At 64.6% G+C, this 17,078-nt stretch carries 19 protein-coding genes and 1 riboswitch; of the genes, 15 read left to right on the top strand and 4 right to left on the bottom strand.

Annotation, left to right across the window (positions count from 1 at the left end; genetic code table 11):
* Window positions 1-25: 25 nt before the first annotated feature.
* Genes PMI15_RS00980 through PMI15_RS00965 form a run of 4 tightly spaced genes read left to right on the top strand, consistent with a single transcriptional unit; the run spans window position 26 to window position 3,205 of the window.
* Window positions 26-1,018 carry an SIS domain-containing protein gene (locus tag PMI15_RS00980; protein WP_007862684.1) on the top strand — a complete coding sequence of 331 codons (993 nt, stop codon included), beginning with the start codon at window positions 26-28 and terminating at the stop codon, window positions 1,016-1,018.
* A 30-nt stretch (window positions 1,019-1,048) separates the two neighbouring features.
* Window positions 1,049-1,651, top strand: a complete 603-nt coding sequence (locus tag PMI15_RS00975) for an HAD family hydrolase (RefSeq protein ID WP_007862683.1) — start codon at window positions 1,049-1,051, stop codon at window positions 1,649-1,651.
* Window positions 1,648-2,403, top strand: a complete 756-nt coding sequence (lptC, locus tag PMI15_RS00970; protein ID WP_007862682.1) for an LPS export ABC transporter periplasmic protein LptC — start codon at window positions 1,648-1,650, stop codon at window positions 2,401-2,403. The genes PMI15_RS00975 and lptC overlap by 4 nt, the downstream gene beginning before the upstream one ends.
* A gap of 25 nt (window positions 2,404-2,428) precedes the next feature.
* Window positions 2,429-3,205 (top strand): SDR family oxidoreductase, encoded by a 777-nt coding sequence (locus PMI15_RS00965; protein ID WP_007862679.1) that lies wholly within the window; start codon window positions 2,429-2,431, stop codon window positions 3,203-3,205.
* 106 nt (window positions 3,206-3,311) lie between these two features.
* Here PMI15_RS00965 and PMI15_RS00960 read toward each other — a convergent pair whose 3' ends face one another.
* From PMI15_RS00960 to PMI15_RS00950, 3 genes are all read right to left on the bottom strand, one after another.
* A complete protein-coding gene (locus PMI15_RS00960; RefSeq protein WP_007862676.1) occupies window positions 3,312-3,758 on the bottom strand; it encodes an RNA-binding protein in 447 nt (148 codons plus the stop codon).
* A 642-nt stretch (window positions 3,759-4,400) separates the two neighbouring features.
* On the bottom strand, window positions 4,401-4,649 hold the full coding sequence (locus PMI15_RS00955) for a zf-HC2 domain-containing protein (protein ID WP_051001883.1): 249 nt from the start codon (window positions 4,647-4,649) through the stop codon (window positions 4,401-4,403).
* Window positions 4,650-4,664: 15 nt separating this feature from the next.
* Window positions 4,665-5,231, bottom strand: coding sequence for a sigma-70 family RNA polymerase sigma factor (locus PMI15_RS00950; protein WP_007862675.1), 567 nt, complete (start codon window positions 5,229-5,231; stop codon window positions 4,665-4,667).
* Between the two features lie 114 nt (window positions 5,232-5,345).
* Here PMI15_RS00950 and PMI15_RS00945 point away from each other — a divergent pair, with 114 nt between their 5' ends.
* The 5 genes from PMI15_RS00945 to PMI15_RS00925 all read left to right on the top strand — a co-directional run bounded on the left by PMI15_RS00945 (window position 5,346) and on the right by PMI15_RS00925 (window position 8,739).
* Complete coding sequence (locus PMI15_RS00945; RefSeq protein WP_007862674.1) at window positions 5,346-5,918, top strand: peroxiredoxin; 573 nt, start codon at window positions 5,346-5,348, stop codon at window positions 5,916-5,918.
* Between the two features lie 162 nt (window positions 5,919-6,080).
* A complete protein-coding gene (locus tag PMI15_RS00940) occupies window positions 6,081-6,362 on the top strand; it encodes a DUF2282 domain-containing protein (RefSeq protein WP_007862672.1) in 282 nt (93 codons plus the stop codon).
* Window positions 6,363-6,470: 108 nt separating this feature from the next.
* The gene (locus PMI15_RS00935; RefSeq protein ID WP_007862671.1) at window positions 6,471-7,355 is read left to right on the top strand and encodes a DUF692 domain-containing protein; all 885 of its coding nucleotides are present in this window, start codon (window positions 6,471-6,473) and stop codon (window positions 7,353-7,355) included.
* Window positions 7,352-8,254: a DNA-binding domain-containing protein gene (locus tag PMI15_RS23860; RefSeq protein ID WP_007862666.1), complete on the top strand. Its 903-nt coding sequence runs from the start codon at window positions 7,352-7,354 to the stop codon at window positions 8,252-8,254. The genes PMI15_RS00935 and PMI15_RS23860 overlap by 4 nt, the downstream gene beginning before the upstream one ends.
* On the top strand, window positions 8,251-8,739 hold the full coding sequence (locus PMI15_RS00925) for a DoxX family protein (protein ID WP_007862664.1): 489 nt from the start codon (window positions 8,251-8,253) through the stop codon (window positions 8,737-8,739). The genes PMI15_RS23860 and PMI15_RS00925 overlap by 4 nt, the downstream gene beginning before the upstream one ends.
* A gap of 3 nt (window positions 8,740-8,742) precedes the next feature.
* Here the strand turns inward: PMI15_RS00925 and PMI15_RS00920 are convergent, their stop codons facing one another.
* On the bottom strand, window positions 8,743-9,945 hold the full coding sequence (locus PMI15_RS00920; RefSeq protein ID WP_007862662.1) for an ammonium transporter: 1,203 nt from the start codon (window positions 9,943-9,945) through the stop codon (window positions 8,743-8,745).
* Window positions 9,946-10,107: 162 nt separating this feature from the next.
* Window positions 10,108-10,296, top strand: a riboswitch (yybP-ykoY riboswitch).
* 6 nt (window positions 10,297-10,302) lie between these two features.
* Between PMI15_RS00920 and PMI15_RS00915 the strand changes: the two genes are divergently transcribed.
* The 6 genes from PMI15_RS00915 (at window position 10,303) to PMI15_RS00890 (ending at window position 17,076) form a co-directional block, all read left to right on the top strand.
* Window positions 10,303-10,860: a TMEM165/GDT1 family protein gene (locus PMI15_RS00915; protein WP_007862660.1), complete on the top strand. Its 558-nt coding sequence runs from the start codon at window positions 10,303-10,305 to the stop codon at window positions 10,858-10,860.
* A gap of 135 nt (window positions 10,861-10,995) precedes the next feature.
* Window positions 10,996-12,156, top strand: a complete 1,161-nt coding sequence (locus PMI15_RS00910; RefSeq protein ID WP_036837023.1) for a homoserine O-acetyltransferase — start codon at window positions 10,996-10,998, stop codon at window positions 12,154-12,156.
* Complete coding sequence (metW, locus tag PMI15_RS00905) at window positions 12,153-12,761, top strand: methionine biosynthesis protein MetW (protein WP_007862656.1); 609 nt, start codon at window positions 12,153-12,155, stop codon at window positions 12,759-12,761. The genes PMI15_RS00910 and metW overlap by 4 nt, the downstream gene beginning before the upstream one ends.
* A gap of 118 nt (window positions 12,762-12,879) precedes the next feature.
* Window positions 12,880-13,761, top strand: coding sequence for a chromate resistance protein ChrB domain-containing protein (locus PMI15_RS00900; protein ID WP_007862653.1), 882 nt, complete (start codon window positions 12,880-12,882; stop codon window positions 13,759-13,761).
* Window positions 13,758-15,149, top strand: coding sequence for a chromate efflux transporter (chrA, locus tag PMI15_RS00895; RefSeq protein WP_007862651.1), 1,392 nt, complete (start codon window positions 13,758-13,760; stop codon window positions 15,147-15,149). The genes PMI15_RS00900 and chrA overlap by 4 nt, the downstream gene beginning before the upstream one ends.
* Before the next feature lie 49 nt (window positions 15,150-15,198).
* Complete coding sequence (locus PMI15_RS00890; protein WP_007862649.1) at window positions 15,199-17,076, top strand: SulP family inorganic anion transporter; 1,878 nt, start codon at window positions 15,199-15,201, stop codon at window positions 17,074-17,076.
* The last annotated feature ends 2 nt before the right edge of the window (window positions 17,077-17,078 follow it).

Genomic DNA, 17,078 nt, shown 5'->3' with positions numbered 1-17,078 from the left:
TTGTGCGCCTCTATAGAATGCAGCCATGAGTGCAGACCCCGTGAAATTTGATGCCGAGCAGGTGCTGAGCCTGGCCCGCAAGACCTTTGAGATAGAAGCCGCCGCCGTACTGGGCCTGGCGCAGCGCCTGAACGGCGAGTTTGCCCGGGCGGTGGAGCTGATGCTGGCCTGCCGGGGCCGTGTGGTGGTGATGGGCATGGGCAAAAGCGGCCACATAGGCCGCAAGATCGCGGCCACGCTGGCCTCCACCGGTACCCCTGCCATGTTTGTGCACCCGGCCGAAGCCAGCCATGGCGACCTGGGCATGATCACCGGCCAGGACGTCGTGCTGGCGATTTCCAACAGCGGCGAAAGCGAAGAACTCACGGTGATCCTGCCGGTGCTGAGCCGCCAGGGTGTGCCCCTGATCGCCATCACCGGCGGCGCCCAGTCCGCGCTGGCGCGCCATGCGCGTGTCACGCTCGACAGCAGTGTCGCGCTGGAGGCCTGCCCACTCAACCTGGCACCGACCGCCAGCACCACCGCGCAGCTTGCCATGGGGGACGCGCTGGCCGTCGCGCTGCTCGACGTGCGCGGCTTCCGGGAAGAAGACTTTGCCCGCTCGCACCCCGGCGGCGCGCTGGGCCGCAAGCTGCTCACGCATGTCAGCGACGTGATGCGCAGCGGCGACGCCGTGCCGCAGGTGCGGGCCGACACAGGTTTTAGCGACCTCATGCGCGAGATGAGCGCCAAGGGGCTGGGCGCTTCCGCGGTGGTCGACGATGCGCGGCGCGTACTCGGGATTTTTACCGACGGCGATTTGCGCCGCCTGGTCGAAAAAGGCGTGGACCTGCGCAGCAGCAAGGCCGGCGACGTGATGCACGCCAACCCACGCACCGTGCGGGCGGATTCGCTGGCGGTGGAAGCGGCCGCGCTGATGGAGCAATACCGCATCACCAGCGTGCTGGTGGTCGACGAGGCCGGTGTGCTGTGCGGCGCGCTCAATTCCAACGATTTGATGCGTGCAAAAGTCATCTGATTGTTTCTTCATCCCCCTTTGACCCCACACATGCAACAAGCTGCCCCCGCCCTGAACTTCGCCCCTGAACTGTTGCTGCGCGCCCAGGGAGTCAAGGTGGTGTTTTTCGACGTGGACGGTGTGCTGACCGACGGCGGCTTGTATTTTTCCGAATATCCCGAGGGCCATGCCCTGGCCCAGGCCAGCGGCGGCTACCGCGCCTCAGGCGAAATCATCAAACGTTTCAATACCCTGGACGGCCACGGCCTGAAGCTGCTGCAGCGCGCCGGCATCACCCCCGTGGTGATCACCGGGCGGGACAGCGACGTGCTGCGCGCGCGCCTGCAGGCGCTGGGCGTCACGCATGCGCATTTCGGCACGGAAGACAAACGCCCCGCGGCTGAGATTACCCTGCAGGCGCTGGGCCTGGACTGGTCCGCGGCCGCCGCCATGGGCGACGACTGGCCGGACCTGCCGGTGATGTCCCGGGTGGCGGTCAGCTGCGCGCCTTCCAATGCGCACCTCGAAGTCCGGGCGCAGGCCCACCATGTCACGCAGGCGCCGGGCGGCCACGGCGCGGCGCGCGAGTTTTGCGACCTGCTGCTGGTCGCCTGCGGGCGCTATGCGGAGTTGCTGCGGGAATACCGCCAATGACGACCGCGACACAGGGCCAGGACACCGGCCGCGCCGGCGCGCGCTCCCCGCTCAGGAGGGCATGGCGCGGCTTTTTGCGTGTGTGGGACAGCATGTCCATCTACATGCCCTTGCTGATGATGGGCGCGCTGGCGCTGGGCACCTACTGGCTGGTGCGCAATACACCCATCTTCAGCACATCCGAAGCGACCCGGGAAACAAGCCACGACATCGACTATTTCATGCGCAAGTTCACCGTCAAGACCTTTGACGAAAACGGGCAGCTCAAGAGCGAGATCTACGGCATTGAGGCCCGGCATTTCCCCGACACCGATATTCTCGAGATCGACCAGGCGCGGATTCGCAGCATCCGCCCCGACGGCCGTGTGACCACCGCCACGGCGAATCGGGCTTACTCCAACGGCGATGGCTCGGAAGTGCAGCTGACCGGCAACGCGCGGGTGATCAGGGATGCCAGCAAGGACGCCAGCGGCAAGGAAACGCCGCGCATGGAGTTCCGCGGTGAGTTCCTGCATGCCTTCCTGAACGATGAGCGCGTGAAATCCCACAAGCCCGTACTGCTGATTCGCGGCACCGACCAGTTTGTCGGCGACACCTTCGCTTATGACAACCTGGACCAGGTGGCCGACCTCAAAGGCCGCGTCCACGGCATTCTGGTGCCCCGCTCTGCCGCCAGCGCCGCCGGCCTTCCCACATTGACCTTGCCGGCGGCACCGGCGCCGGCAAGCCCCGCCAAACCGGTCACGCCTTAGCGACCGACTTTTTCAACGGCCGCCCATGTCCCGACTCGTATTCATTACCGGCGCGTCCAGCGGCATAGGCCAGGCGCTGGCCATGCGCTTTTATTCGGCGGGCTACCGGCTGGCGCTGGCCGCGCGCCGCACGGCCGAGGTCCAGGCCTGGGCCGAGGCCAACAGCCTCAGCGCGGGCCGCTACCAGGTCTATGGCGCCGACGTGGCCGATACCGACAGCATCGTCGCGGCCGGCCAGGCCTGTGTCGCGGCGCAGGGCGTGCCCGACGTCGTGATCGCCAACGCAGGCATCAGCATAGGCATGGACACCGCCGTGCGGTCGGACCTGGACGTGATGGCACAGACCTTTGCCACCAACAACACCGGCGTGGCCGCCACCTTCCATCCCTTCATCGCCGGCATGGTGACGCGCGGCACCGGCACCCTGGTGGGCATAGGCAGCGTGGCCGGCATACGCGGCCTGCCCGGCCATGGCGCTTACTGCGCCAGCAAGGCGGCGGTCATCGCGTATTGCGAAAGCCTGCGCGGCGAGTTGCGTCCCAGCGGTGTGAAAGTGGTGACCATCTGCCCCGGCTACATCGATACGCCGCTGACCCGCGAAAACCGATACCCCATGCCTTTTTTGATGAAGGTGGATGCGTTTGCCGACAAGGCGTTCTCGACCATTCATGCCGGGCACAGCTATCGCGTGATTCCCTGGCAGATGGGTGTGGTGGCCAAGCTGCTGCGCGTGTTGCCCAATGTGCTGTTTGACAAGGCCGTGTCCGGGCGCGCGCGCAAGCATCGCCAGGGTGAGCGCTGACACCTCGCTTTTTTCGGGGTCGAAAAGCAAAAAGGCTTCAAAACCGAAGTCTTGAAGCCTTTTTAGCGCTCTTCAGCCGGGGCTGAAGAGAGGGGGTTCACAGGGCTTAGTAGCCGCCGCGTCCGCCACCACCGCCGCCGCCGGAACGGCCACCGCCGCTACCGCCGCCGCCGTAGGGGCTACGGAAACCGCCGTCGCTGCCGCCGCCGCCGGAGCGGCCACCGCCGCCGTAACCGCCGCCGCCACCACCACCGTAGCCGCCACCACCACCGCCGCCGAAGCCGCCGCTACGTGGGGGACGTGCTTCCATCGGACGTGCTTCGTTCACGACAACGCTGCGGCCGCCCAGAGGCTGGCCGTTCATGCCGTTGATGGCTGCCTGGGCTTCTGCATCGCTGCCCATTTCGACAAAGCCAAAGCCTTTGGAGCGACCGGTGTCGCGTTCCATCATGACTTTAGCGCTGGTGACAGCGCCGAATTGGCCAAAAGATTGTTGCAGGTCTTCGTCACGCACCGAGTAAGGCAGGTTGCCGACGTATAGTTTGTTGCCCATGAAGGGACTCCTCTAAAACACAAAAACAAAAGCGATGGGGTCCCGAAAGCACAACAAATCTTGATACGTACCGCTGTAGCGCGCGAAACTGACCGATCACCTAACGTGTGCGAATGCTGACACTCGCACCGGCATATTATGCTTCACTAATCCAAAACACAATCCACTAGCGTTACTACCTAGGCCCCGGCAGCCCGCATGAACAGGGGCTTTCAAGGCTCGTGGGCAAGCGGCTGGCGCAAAGCATTCCCCCGTCATGAGGTGCGGCAATGGCAAACGCGCCAGCGAAAAAATGAAGCATAAAGACTACCGCCCTTCGCGCGTCACCCAAAAAAACGATTTCCGCATTTCAGATTGAAAAATCAATCTTTAACTGATTTACAAGATAAGTTAGTGCCTACATTGAAAATATGGGTGTAATAAAAACCAGTAGCAGCCTGGTTTTTGATGTGCCTGCGCTCGCCGCGGCTTGTGGCCGCGGCGCAGCTCGCCTGAGCCGCGCCTGGGATGCGTAGCGCCAGCGCACCTTGTTCCAACTCCATGGAAATAGTTACACAAAATTGCATTCAGAAAGCGCGCATTTCCTGCAGTTTGCATGCTGCGCGGGTTCGAGGCGGGCGTACCAAACGCGGCCTCGGGGCCTTATTTCGATGAATTGTCTTCCGCTGGTCCTGTCCCGCCCTGCTCGGCGCCGCCGTAATGGCGCCAGCGTTTCATCGCGGCGCGCATGGTGAGGACCTGATTTTCAAACTTTGGGCAGGCGTCACAGGCCAGAAGGTGCAGCTTGAGCGCGACATGGTCGGGCAAATTGAGCGCGCGGTCTTCCCGCGCAATCAGCAACGCGGCAGCCTCACGGCAAGTGCGTCTTAACAGGGCAATGTTGGGTTTCACGTGAGGACGGGCGTATCAAGCGCTTTGTTTGCCAAACCAGTGGATATTCAGGCACTCCTGTAGCCGCAACCGCGCACGGTGCAGCTGCACATACAGGTTGGTCGGCGTCAACGAGAGTTCCTTACAGACTTCCTGTGAAGACAGCTCCAGCCATTCGCGCATCAGGAACAGCCGGCCCAGCGCCGGCGGCAGGCGCTCCATGCAGGCGTCCAGCACCTGGAAGAACTGCGCTTGCTGCAGAGTCTGGTCGGGGCTGCCCCAGTCATTGGGCGCTTCCATGAAGTGGCCGTCGGCCTTGAAGGACAGCCGGTCGAGCTCGTCACCCTCCTCGTCGGCCTGCGCATCGGGCACGGCCACCAGGCGGGCATTGCTGCGGATCAGGTCGATGACCTTGTGCTTGAGGATGCCGACCAGCCAGGTCTTGAGCTGCGAACGGTTGCCGAAAGACTGCGGCTTGGACAGGGCCGCCAGCAGGGTTTCCGAGACCGCGTCCTCCGCCCATTCGTCATTGCGCAGCTGAAGCCGCGCAAAGCGCAGGAGGTAAAGCCGGTGCTCGACCAGCTGCTCTTCAAAAGTAGGCATGGCCAGGAGTCTAGCGGCATGCCGCCGCGCCGCAATAAAAATTTCGAGGAAATGCGTAAGGACTGAGGCCGGATTGCGACTACTGCCAAATACATCACTACCGAGGACATCATCATGGGCCCCACTGAATACACACCGGTACAGCAAACCGCTTGCCATCGACCCAACGCGTTTTATCGGCGGGCCCTGTTGCTGTCGTGCGCTGCCTTGATGTTCATGGCATCGGCCTCCGCACAAACCGCGGCCGCACCTGCGGCGGCGCCTGTCACTACGCCGCAAATCGAGGGCAAAACAATTGATGGAGCGTCCTTCAAGCTGTCTTCCCTCAAAGGCAAGGTGGTGCTGGTGATGTTCTGGTCAACCGGCTGCGCGGTGTGCCGCGACAAGATGCCGGAGCTGCGAAACAACTATGAGGGCTGGGCCGGCAAGCCCTTTGAGCTGGTCGCCGTCAACACCGACACGCGCATGCAGGACCTCATGGAGTATGAGCGCATCATTTCCCGCACGGTCCCCTTGAAGCAGCGCTTCGTGCAGCTCTGGACGGGAGACGGCGGCTACAAGGACAACGTCGGCAAGTCTGCGCAGTTGCCGGCCGCATTCCTCGTCGACAAGAGCGGAAAGGTGGTCGAGCGTTATGTGGGCCGCATTCCCCCTGAAGCCTGGGACCGCATCGCCGACTTGCTGTAGTAAGGCAAGCGTGGACACGGCTCCCGGTCACGCGCGCAAAAAAATTTGAAAGCTGCGTAAGAAAAACGAAGCGCCCCAGACTAATTCGCAACCACACAGAAAAACCTCTGCGGTGGTTGTTATTCAACTTTCACAACCCACGAATCAACAGGAGTCTTCACCATGAACCAACGCGCCATGATTGCCGCAGCTGCAGCTTCCCTGCTGTCCACCATGCTGGTCGCCACGCCCGCTGTCGCCCAGGAAAAAGAAAAATGCTACGGCATCACCACCGCCGGCCAGAACGACTGCGCCAACCTGAGCGGCACGCACTCCTGCGCAGGCCAGTCCAAGGTCAGCGCCGATGCCAACGAATGGAAGTATGTGGCCAAGGGCACGTGCGCCAGCATGAAGGGCATGACCGCGGAACAGGCCAAGATGAAGGCCATGGAAAAGAAGAGCTGAGCGCGCACCTTTCCATAGAGCTTAAACAAGGTGGGACGCGCCGGGAGGCCGCCCCACCTTCCTGAAAACTTCAACACCACGCCCGTCACGCTACTCGCCGCATCCATCATGTCCCTCTCACACCACGCGGATCACGCTCCCTGCGGCATTGGCTGGCGGCATCCCCATTACGGCGAATTGCTGGAGTCATTGCCGGGCCTTGATTTCATCGAGGTCCATTCCGAGAATTTTTTTGCCGAAGGCGGTGCCGGGCTGGCCGTTCTGGGCCAGGCACGCGAACATTATCCCGTCAGCCTGCACGGCGTGGGACTGGGGCTGGGTTCGGCCTGCGGCATCGACACCTGGCACCTGGACCAGCTGGCCCGCCTTGTCGAACGCATCGAGCCGGTTCGTGTCTCCGACCATGCCTGCTTTGCGCGAGGCACGGCGGCTGGCCGCCAGATCCACGCGGCGGACCTGCTGCCCATCGCTTTCAACAGCGTCACACTGGATGTGATGTGCGCCAACGTGCAGCGCGTCCAGGACAGGCTGAAGCGGCAACTGCTGGTGGAGAACCTGTCGGCCTACCTTTGCTTCAACAGTTCAGACCGCGACGAAACCACATTCCTGCGCGAACTCGTGCAGCGCACGGGCTGCGGCTTGCTGGTCGATGTAAACAACATCTATGTCAACGCGCTCAACGCACGCCTTGCCGGCAGCATGGCCGATCCGCGGGTCGCCTGCCTTGAATGGCTGGACCGGATTGCACAGGGCAGCGTGGGCGAACTTCACCTGGCCGGCCACCGCGACAACGGGGATATCGTGATTGACGACCATGGCAGCCGTGTGTGTGCCGACGTCTGGGAGATCTACCGCCACGCGCAGAAGCGCTTTGGCGGCGTAGCGGCACTGGTGGAATGGGACACAGACATTCCGCCGTTGGCCGTTTTGCACGAGGAAGCCACCCGTGCGCGAAATATCGCGATCCCTGTTCCCCAGGCGGTGGCCGCATGAGCGCCGCCGCGATGCTGGCGCAGGAACAGCAAGCGCTGCTATACGCCCTGACCAGCGGGCACGACGACAGCGATCTCTGGCCCCGCCTGCAATTTGCCGGCGGGCAGGCGACCATCGCGCGCCGCGGCCTGCAGGCTTATCAGGCCAACGGGCTCGCGCTGGCGGAGCGTGCGCTGGGCGCCGCCTATCCTGTGCTGGCGCAGCTGATCGGTGACGAAAGCTTTGCCCCGCTCGCACGGTATTTCTGGCGGCACCATCCGCCTTGCCGCGGGGACATCGCGCAGTGGGGAGAGGGCCTTGCCGCTTTCCTGGAAGCATCACCGCAGCTTGCGGACGATCCTTACCTGGGCGATGTCGCCCGCATTGAATGGGCGCTGCACCAGGCCGCCACGGCGGCTGATGTACAGCCGGATCCGCACTCTTTTGCCCTGCTTTCAACAGGCGACCCCGCGCAAGTCACGCTGACGCTGGGCGCCGCGGTTTTTTTGCTGGCAAGCCTCCATCCGGCGGCCAGCATCGTCAATGCCCACCTGCGAGGTGAGCCCTCGCTGGCCGATGCGGCCGCCTTGCTGCGCGACGGCATGGCGGAACATGCGCTGGTCTGGCGGCAAGGCTTCAGACCGCGCGTGCGCGCCATCACGGCTGCCGAGCATGCGTTTCTGGCCGCGCTGCAGAACGCAAACTCACTGGACGATGCGCTAGTGCGAGCTGCGGAATGCGCGAGCTGCGATACACCTGAATCGGCAGCCGCATTCAGTTTCGACCAATGGCTGGGGCGGGCTGCCCAGGACGGCCTTGTCACCGGCGCGCGCCTGTTGAACGCCGCAGCCTTTGAGGCGGCACCTGCGGCCGAACCCAACGCTTCCAACCTTCACGATCACCCGGAGAAACACCCATGAACACCATCCATACCGTACACGCAAATCCGCCGGGGCTCTGGCAACGCGGCCATGACCTTTGGTGCCTGCTGACCCGCTCGCTGGATTCGCTTCAGCCTCTGGCTGCTCTGCTCGCCCGGCTTTACATTGCCCAGGTGTTCTTCCTCTCGGGCTTGACCAAGCTGCGCGACTGGGAGACCACCGTGGCCCTTTTCACCGACGAATACAAGGTGCCCTTGTTGCCTCCCGCCCTGGCTGCGGCGATGGGCACTGCCGGCGAGATCGCCTTGCCGGTGCTGCTGGTGCTGGGCCTGGGCGGGCGCTTCTCGCCCCTGGGCCTCTTTGTGGTGAACACCGTGGCGGTCATTTCGCTCGGCGAGATTGCGCCGGCGGCCTTGCAGCAGCACATATTCTGGGGATCACTGCTCGCGGGGCTGGCCATCTACGGCCTGGGCCCGTGGTCGCTGGACCGCTGGCTGGCGCCGCGCCTGCGGCGGCTTTTCTAACACCTACCAGTTGACCTCTCGGTCCGGCGTCGCGCCAATGCGGTGGACGGACAGGTCCGCGCCTTCAAATTCTTCTTCCTGACTCAGGCGCAAGCCCATGGCGGCCTTGAGGGTGCTGTAAACCGCAAAGCCCGCCAGCAGCGCCCAGGCCACGCCCATGGCGCTGCCTATGAACTGCGCACCCAGGCTCACGCCGCCCAAGCCACCCAGTGCCTGGCTGCCGAAAATGCCGGCCGCGATGCCGCCCCACAGGCCGCACAGGCCGTGCAGCGGCCATACGCCCAGCACGTCGTCGACCTTCCATTTGTTCTGCGTCAGCGTGAACATCACGACAAAGACGCCGCCGGCCACACCCCCTGTCACCAGCGCGCCCAGCGGATGCATCAGATCCGAGCCCGCGCACACCGCCACCAGCCCGGCCAGCGGGCCGTTGTGCACAAAGCCTGGGTCGTTCTTGCCGAAAGCCAGCGCCGCCAACGTGCCGCCCACCATGGCCATTAGCGAATTGACGGCGACCAGGCCGGAGATCTTGTCGATGGTCTGCGCGCTCATCACGTTGAAGCCGAACCAGCCCACGGTCAAAATCCAGGCGCCCAGCGCCAGGAAGGGAATGTTGGACGGCGGGTGCGCCGACACCGCGCCGTCTTTGCGGTAACGGTTGCTGCGCGCGCCCAGCAAAATCACCGCCGGCAGTGCCAGCCAGCCGCCCACCGCGTGAACGACGATGGAGCCCGCGAAGTCATGGAACTCCGCGCCGGTCAGGGATTTGATCCAGGCCTGCACGCCGAAGTGCTGGTTCCAGACGATGCCTTCGAAGAAGGGGTAGACAAAGCCCACGATGACGGCCGTGGCGATCAGCTGGGGGTAAAAGCGCGCGCGCTCGGCTATGCCGCCCGAAATAATCGCCGGGATCGCCGCGGCAAAGGTCAGCAGGAAAAAGAACTTGACCAGTTCATAGCCGTTTTTGGCGGCCAGCTGCTCCGCACCGACGAAAAAATGCGTGCCGTAGGCCACGCCGTAGCCCACCACAAAATACACCACAGTGGACACCGAGAAGTCCACCAGGATTTTGACCAGCGCATTGACCTGGTTCTTTTTGCGAACCGTGCCCAGTTCGAGAAAGGCAAAACCGGCATGCATGGCCAGCACCATGATGCCGCCCAGCAGAATGAACAAGGCGTCCGAGCCCTGTTTTAGTGCTTCCATAGGTCCCTCTTGAGATGAAATGTGATTTATTGGTGCGAAATTCCGCAAATTTCAGGAATCGCACCAAATACAAGCAAGAAATGCGCCGCAAACGTGCGGGCGGCACTTGTATGCACCAATTTCTGCATTCAAGAGGGGGATTGGGGGGTGCCGGCTACAATGCAGGCTGTCATTGGGGAGTAGCCAGCCTTTCAATCCTGAAAGGGGCTTGCGTCAACAGACTTGTCCTGGAAAGCAATTCTTTCGGACATGGCGCAAGCGGTCTTCGGGCCACGCGAGACCTTTGACTGCACAGCCTCCGCTTCAGGCCGGGGATGCCGTGCAGTCATGGGTTTCCTCCGGCCGGAGTCTTTTTACATGGAAGCTTTCCTCGTCTCCACGGGCATCGTCGCCCTCGCCGAAATGGGCGACAAGACGCAACTCCTCGCGCTCATCCTCGCCGCCCGCTTCAAAAAGCCCTGGCCCATCGTCGCCGGCATCCTGGTCGCGACCCTGTTCAATCACACCCTGGCCGGCGCGGCCGGTGCCTGGGTGAGCACGCTGCTCGGGCCGCAAATACTGCGCTGGATCCTGGGCGCCTCCTTTCTCGCCATGGCGGCGTGGATGCTGGTGCCTGACAAAATTGAGGCGAACGGGGACGGGAAACCGCCGCGCTTCGGCGTCTTTTTCACCACCGTGCTGGTGTTTTTCCTGGCCGAAATGGGCGACAAGACGCAGATCGCCACCGTGATGCTGGCCGCGCGCTACGAGGCCATTGTGGGTGTCGTGGCCGGAACCACGCTGGGCATGATGCTGGCCAATGCGCCCGTGGTCTGGCTCGGCGAGCGCGTCACGCGCCTGCTGCCGCTGCGCGCCGTGCACATCGTGTCGGCGCTGATCTTTGCCGGGTTGGGGCTGGCCGCGCTCTTGATGTGACCCCGGCTTGGTATACTGCCACCAGCGCCGATTTGCTCAGCTTGCGGGCGCTTAAAAAGTACAGCTAAAGACGACCTCCAGGAACCCGGACTCGCTTTAGCGACGCCGGGTTTTTTGTTTTCTGCAGGTGATTTTTTGACACTGATTGCCACCCCGCTCAGCATGCATTTTGTCGAGGCCCTGCCGCTGCAGAGCGGCGCCTCGATACGCGCCTACGACCTGAGCTATGAAACCTACGGCGAGCTCAACGCCGACAAGTCCAACGCCGTGCTGATCTGCCACGCGCTCAACGCCTCCCACCATGTGGCGGGCGTCTACCTCGATGCGCAGGGCCGGCCCATAGACAAATCCGAAGGCTGGTGGGACACCATGATTGGCCCCGGCAAGCCGGTCGACACCGACCGCTTTTTTGTGATCGGCGTCAACAACCTGGGCTCCTGCTTCGGCTCCACCGGCCCCATGCAGCCGAACCCCGACACGCAAGAGCTTTACGGCGCAGACTTCCCCGTCGTCACGGTGCAGGACTGGGTCAGCGCGCAAGCCCGCCTGCTGGACCGCCTGGGCATACACACCCTGGCCGCCGTGATGGGCGGCAGCCTGGGCGGCATGCAGGCCCTGGCCTGGACGCTGCAATACCCGGATCGCGTGCGCCACGCTGTGGTGGTGGCCAGCGCGCCCAACCTCACGGCCGAAAACATCGCCTTCAATGAAGTGGCCCGGCGCGCCATCGTGACCGATCCCGACTTCCACGGCGGCCATTTTTACCGCCATGGCGTGCTGCCCAAGCGCGGCCTGCGCATCGCCCGCATGATCGGCCACATCACCTATTTGAGCGACGACGTGATGAACGAAAAATTCGGCCGCCAGCTGCGCCAGGCGGTCGCGGAAACCGCGAGCGCCGACGCGCCCTACAAATACACCACGCAGGACATCGAGTTTGAAATCGAAAGCTATCTGCGCTACCAGGGCGACAAGTTCAGCGAGTACTTCGATGCCAACACCTATTTGCTGATCACGCGCGCGCTCGACTACTTCGATCCGGCACGCGCCTACGGCGGCAGCCTCACCCAGGCGCTGGCCCAGGTCAAGGCCAAATTCCTGCTGGTGAGCTTCACCACCGACTGGCGCTTTTCCCCGGCGCGCAGCCGCGAGATCGTCAAGGCCCTGCTCGACAACCAGCGCGACGTGAGCTACGCCGAGATCGACGCGCCACACGGCCACGATGCCTTTTTGCTGGAGGACGAGCGCTACCTCGGTGTCGTGCGTTCCTATTTCCAGAGCAAGGTGGCCGCATGAACCCGATCGTCGACCTCAATGTGCCGCCTTCGGCCGACCTGCTGTCCATCGCCCGCCTGGTGCCGCCAGGCTCCCGTGTGCTCGACCTGGGCTGCGGCACCGGCGAATTGCTGGACTACCTGATCCGCGAGCGTGGATGCTCGGGCTACGGCGTCGAGATCAACGACGCCAACGTGCAGGCCTGCGTGGCGCGCGGCGTCAATGTGATCCAGCTCAACCTTGAGGAAGGCCTGGCGCTGTTCGGCGACAGCTCGTTCGACGTGGTGCTGCAGATAGATACCCTGCAACACCTGCGCAACGCCGAAACCATGCTGCGCGAAACCGCGCGCGTGGGCCGCGCCGGCATTGTCGTGTTTCCCAACTTCGGCCATTGGCCGAACCGCCTGGCCGTCGCGCGCGGCCGCATGCCGGTGACCAAGGTGCTGCCTTATCAGTGGTACGACACGCCCAACATCCGTGTCGGCACGCTGCAGGACTTTGAAGCGCTGGCGCTGCAGAACCAGCTGGAGATCCTCGACGCCTTCGGCCTGCAGGACGGCCGCGAAGTGCGCTTCTGGCCGAATGCCCGCGCGAGCCGGGCGGTGTTCAAGTTCCGGCACGGCTAGAACTTGCTTGCAGGTTCCTGGCGGTGCTAGTATTCGCCTATCGGGATTTCAGCCTCCCGACTCTTCACGAGAATAGACGGTGTCCCGTCCAAGCGCTGGCAACTCATTGGAGTACTCCGTGGACACCTCTACCTTTTCCGTTCCCCATATCTCCCCCGAGGATCTGGCCGCCCGCATGGGCCGCGCCGATGCACCTCTGCTGCTCGACGTGCGGCGCGAGGCCAAATTCCGCGAAAGCCCACACCTGCTGGCCGGCGCTCGTTACTGTGCGCCTGAAGACGTGGCCGCGTTCGCGGCCTCACAGCCGCCGCGCGAGGTGGTGGCCTATTGTGTCTATGGGCACAACGTCAGCGCCGATGCCGTGGCCACGCTGCGGGCCGCGGGCTGGAACGCCTATGCGCTGGCCGGCGGCATCGTGGGCGGCGAAGACGGCGTCGATACGCCGCAGGACATCGCCCAATGGCGCGCGCAACGCCCACCCATGATGGCCAAACGGCTCGACTGGGGCGTCACCGGCGAGCAGGCCTCGCGCTGGATCACGCGCGAGCGGCCCAAGATAGACCGCATCGCCTGCCCTTGGCTGGTGCGCCGCTTCATAGACCCGCGCGCCGAGTTTTTTTATGTGCCTACCCCGCAGGTGCTGGCCGAGGCCAGGCGCCTGGGCGCCGTGGCCTACGACATCCCGGGCGCCCCGGTCTCGCACGAGGGCGAGTTGTGCAGCTTCGACACCCTGCTCAAGGCCTTCGGCCTGGAGGATCCCGCGCTCAAGGTGCTGGCGCGCATCGTGCGCGGCGCCGACACCGACCGCCTGGACCTCGCCCCGCAATCGGCCGGCCTGATGGCCTTTTCGCTGGGCCTGTCGCGCCTGCACGCCGGGGACGACCACGCCATGCTGGAAGCCGCCATGCCGCTGTATGACGCGCTGTATGCCTGGTGCCGCGAGGCGCAAGGCGAACCGCACAGCTGGAAGCCTGAAACCATGACCGGAGCCGCGAAGTGACGACCGCCTTGCCCTCATCCCTTCCCTTGCCGCACGAACGGCCGGCGGCCGTCTCTTTTGCCGACGCGCTGAAGTTCTGGACCAAGCTGGGCTTTATCAGCTTTGGCGGGCCGGCCGGGCAGATCGCCATCATGCACCGCGAACTGGTCGAGCAAAAACGCTGGATCAGCGAGCGGCGCTTTCTGCACGCGCTCAATTACTGCATGCTGCTGCCCGGCCCCGAGGCGCAGCAGCTGGCCACCTACATCGGCTGGCTGATGCACCGGACCTGGGGCGGCGTGGTGGCCGGCGGGCTGTTTGTGCTGCCTTCGCTGTTCATCCTGGTCGCGCTGAGTTGGGTCTATGTGGCCTTTGGCCATGTGCCGCTGGTCGCGGGCCTGTTTTACGGCATCAAGCCGGCGGTGGCCGCCATCGTGCTGCAGGCGGTGCATCGCATAGGCTCGCGCTCGCTCAAGACGCCCTCGCAAGCACCCATCCTGTGGGCCATCGCCCTCGGCAGCTTTGTCGCGATCTATGTGTTGAACGCGCCGTTTCCGCTCATCGTGCTGGGCGCGGCCGTGCTGGGCTGGCTGGGCGCGCGTTTTGCGCCTTCGCAGTTTGCCGGTGGGGCCGGGCATGGCGCCGCGCAAAAAGGCTACGGGCCGGCGCTGATCGATGACGATACGCCGACGCCGGCGCATGCCCGCTTCAAGCCTTCGCGCCTGGCTGCGGTGCTGGGCGTGGGCGCGGTGCTGTGGCTGCTGCCCATGGGTGTACTTGTGGCCATGCAGGGCTGGAGCGCCACCCTCACACAAATGGGATGGTTTTTCACCAAGGCCGCGCTGCTCACCTTCGGCGGCGCTTACGCGGTCCTGCCTTATGTCTACCAGGGCGCGGTCGAGCAGTTCCACTGGTTGAGCGGCCCGCAGATGATTGACGGGCTGGCGCTGGGCGAAACCACGCCCGGCCCGCTGATCATGGTCGTGGCCTTTGTCGGCTTTATGGGCGGCTGGGCCAAGCAGGTACTGGGGCCGGACGCGCTGTTCCTCGGGGCGGCGCTGGCGGCCACGGTGGTGACCTGGTTCACCTTCCTGCCCTCCTTCCTCTTCATCCTGGCCGGCGGGCCGCTGGTGGAGTCCACGCACGGCAAGCTGCATTTCACCGCGCCGCTGACCGCCATCACGGCCGCGGTGGTCGGCGTGATCGCCAGCCTGGCGTTGTTCTTTCTCGCGCACATTGCCTTGCGAGCGGACACGGGCGGCCCCTGGCTGGCCCGGGTGGACTTTTACGCGCTGGCCATCACGCTGGGCGCGGCCGTGGCCCTGCTGCGCTACAAGCGCGGCGTGATCCCGGTGATCGCGGCCTCGGCCCTGGCCGGCTTGCTGCTGCGTTTGGTCGGCCTGGCCTGATCGGCGGGGGCGGCCGGCGCGCTGGGCGCGGTATGCTCAAGCCTTCGTGATGGAACCCTTAGCCGCCCACGCACCCCGGTCATCAATTCCGCTCCTGGAGCGCCTGTTCGGCGACTGGGTGCGCGAAGTGTCGCCCGCCAGTGTGCGCGCCGACGCGATGGCCGGCCTGCTGGGCGCGGTGCTGGTGCTGCCGCAAGGCATCGCCTTCGCGACGCTGGCCGGCTTGCCGCCGGCCTACGGCCTTTACACCGCCGTCATTCCCTGCATCATCGCCGCGCTGTTCGGCTCCAGCCGGCATGTGATGTCGGGACCGACCAACGCCAACTCGCTGGCGCTGTTCGCCATGCTCTCGCCGCTGGCCGTGGCCTTCAGCCCGCAGTACATCCAGCTTGCGCTGGCCGTCACCGTGATGGTGGGCGTCATGCAGTGGCTGATAGGCGCGCTGCGCCTGGGCGTGCTGGCCAACTTCATCTCGCCGGCCGTGCTCTTCGGTTTTACCTCGGGCGCCGCGCTGCTGATTGCCGTGCATGCGCTGCCCGATTTGCTGGGCCTGGCAGCCGCGCCCGAACACAGCGCGGCCGCCGTGCTGGGGCATGTGCTCACGAACCTCACTTCCGCCCAGCCGCTGGCGCTGGGCGTCGCGGCCGTCACGCTGGCCGTGGCCCTGCTGCTGCGCCGCCTGCGCCGCAACTGGCCTTACATGCTGATCGGCCTGGTGGTGGCCACCGCGCTGGCCTGGGTATGGAGCGGCTGGCTGCATCCCGATGCTGTGCCGTCGGCCTCGCTGCGCACCGTGGGCCAGATCCCCGTGCCCTGGCCGCGCTTTGAAGTGCCGCGCATCAGCTGGGCGCAGGCCGCCGACCTTGTCGGCCTCGCGTTCGCGCTGACCATCGTCGCGCTCGGCCAGGCGATCTCGATCGCCAAGACGGTGGCGTTGCGATCCGGCCAGCGCATAGACGCCAACCGCGAGTTCCGCGGCCAGGGCCTGTCCAACATCGTGGGCGGGTTTTTCTCGAGTTATGTGTCCTGCGGCTCCATGAACCGCTCCATGCCCAACCTGGAAGCCGGCGCGCGCACGCCGCTGGCCTCGGTGTTTTCCGCCTTGCTGCTGCTCGCGCTGGTGGCTCTCAGCGCGCCGCTGCTCGCGCAGATACCGATGGCCGCGCTGGCGGCGCTGCTGGTGCTGGTGGCTTTCGCGCTACTCGACGCCGCGCGCTGGCGCCAGCTGTTCACCCTGAGCCGCAGCGATTTCGGCGTGGCCCTGGCCACCATGGTGGCGACCGTGACCCTACGGCTGGAAATCGCCATCCTGCTGGGCATGATTTTGTCGCTGATGTCCTTCCTCTACCGCACCTCAAAGCCCGCGATGCGCACCATGGGCTTTGACAGCCGCGGCCTGGACCGCCAGTTCGTGGTGATAGACAACTCACCCGATGCGGGGCTGGAAGCAAAAAAATCGTCGGGCCCTGACGGGCCCGACGAAGCACCCCGCCAGGTGCTGCCGGAGTGCCCGCAGCTCAAGCTGCTGCGCATGGAGGGCGAGGTCTATTTCGGCGCAACCCAGCATGTGGCCGACATCCTGCACGCATTGCGCAGCCAGCCGCAGCCGCAAAAGCACCTGCTGGTCATGGGAAAAAGCATGAACTTCATCGACCTGGCCGGCGCAGAACTCTGGGAGGCCGAACTTGCCGCACGCCGCGCCATGGGCGGCGACCTGTACTTCCACCGGCCCCGGCCCGAAGTGATACGCATGTGGCGCAAAACCGGCTTTACCAGCGTGCTGGGCCCCGAACACCAGTTTCCCGACAAGTTCACCGCCATCTCCACCATCTTCACCAAGCTGGACCCGGAAATTTGCCGGCGCTGCACGGCGCGGATATTCTGGGAATGCAAAACTGCGCCCGGTCCCGACACACCTGCCGCCTGAAG

Source organism: Polaromonas sp. CF318, assembly GCF_000282655.1.
GTDB lineage: Bacteria > Pseudomonadota > Gammaproteobacteria > Burkholderiales > Burkholderiaceae_C > Polaromonas.
This window is presented reverse-complemented; position numbering and strand designations above follow the sequence as displayed.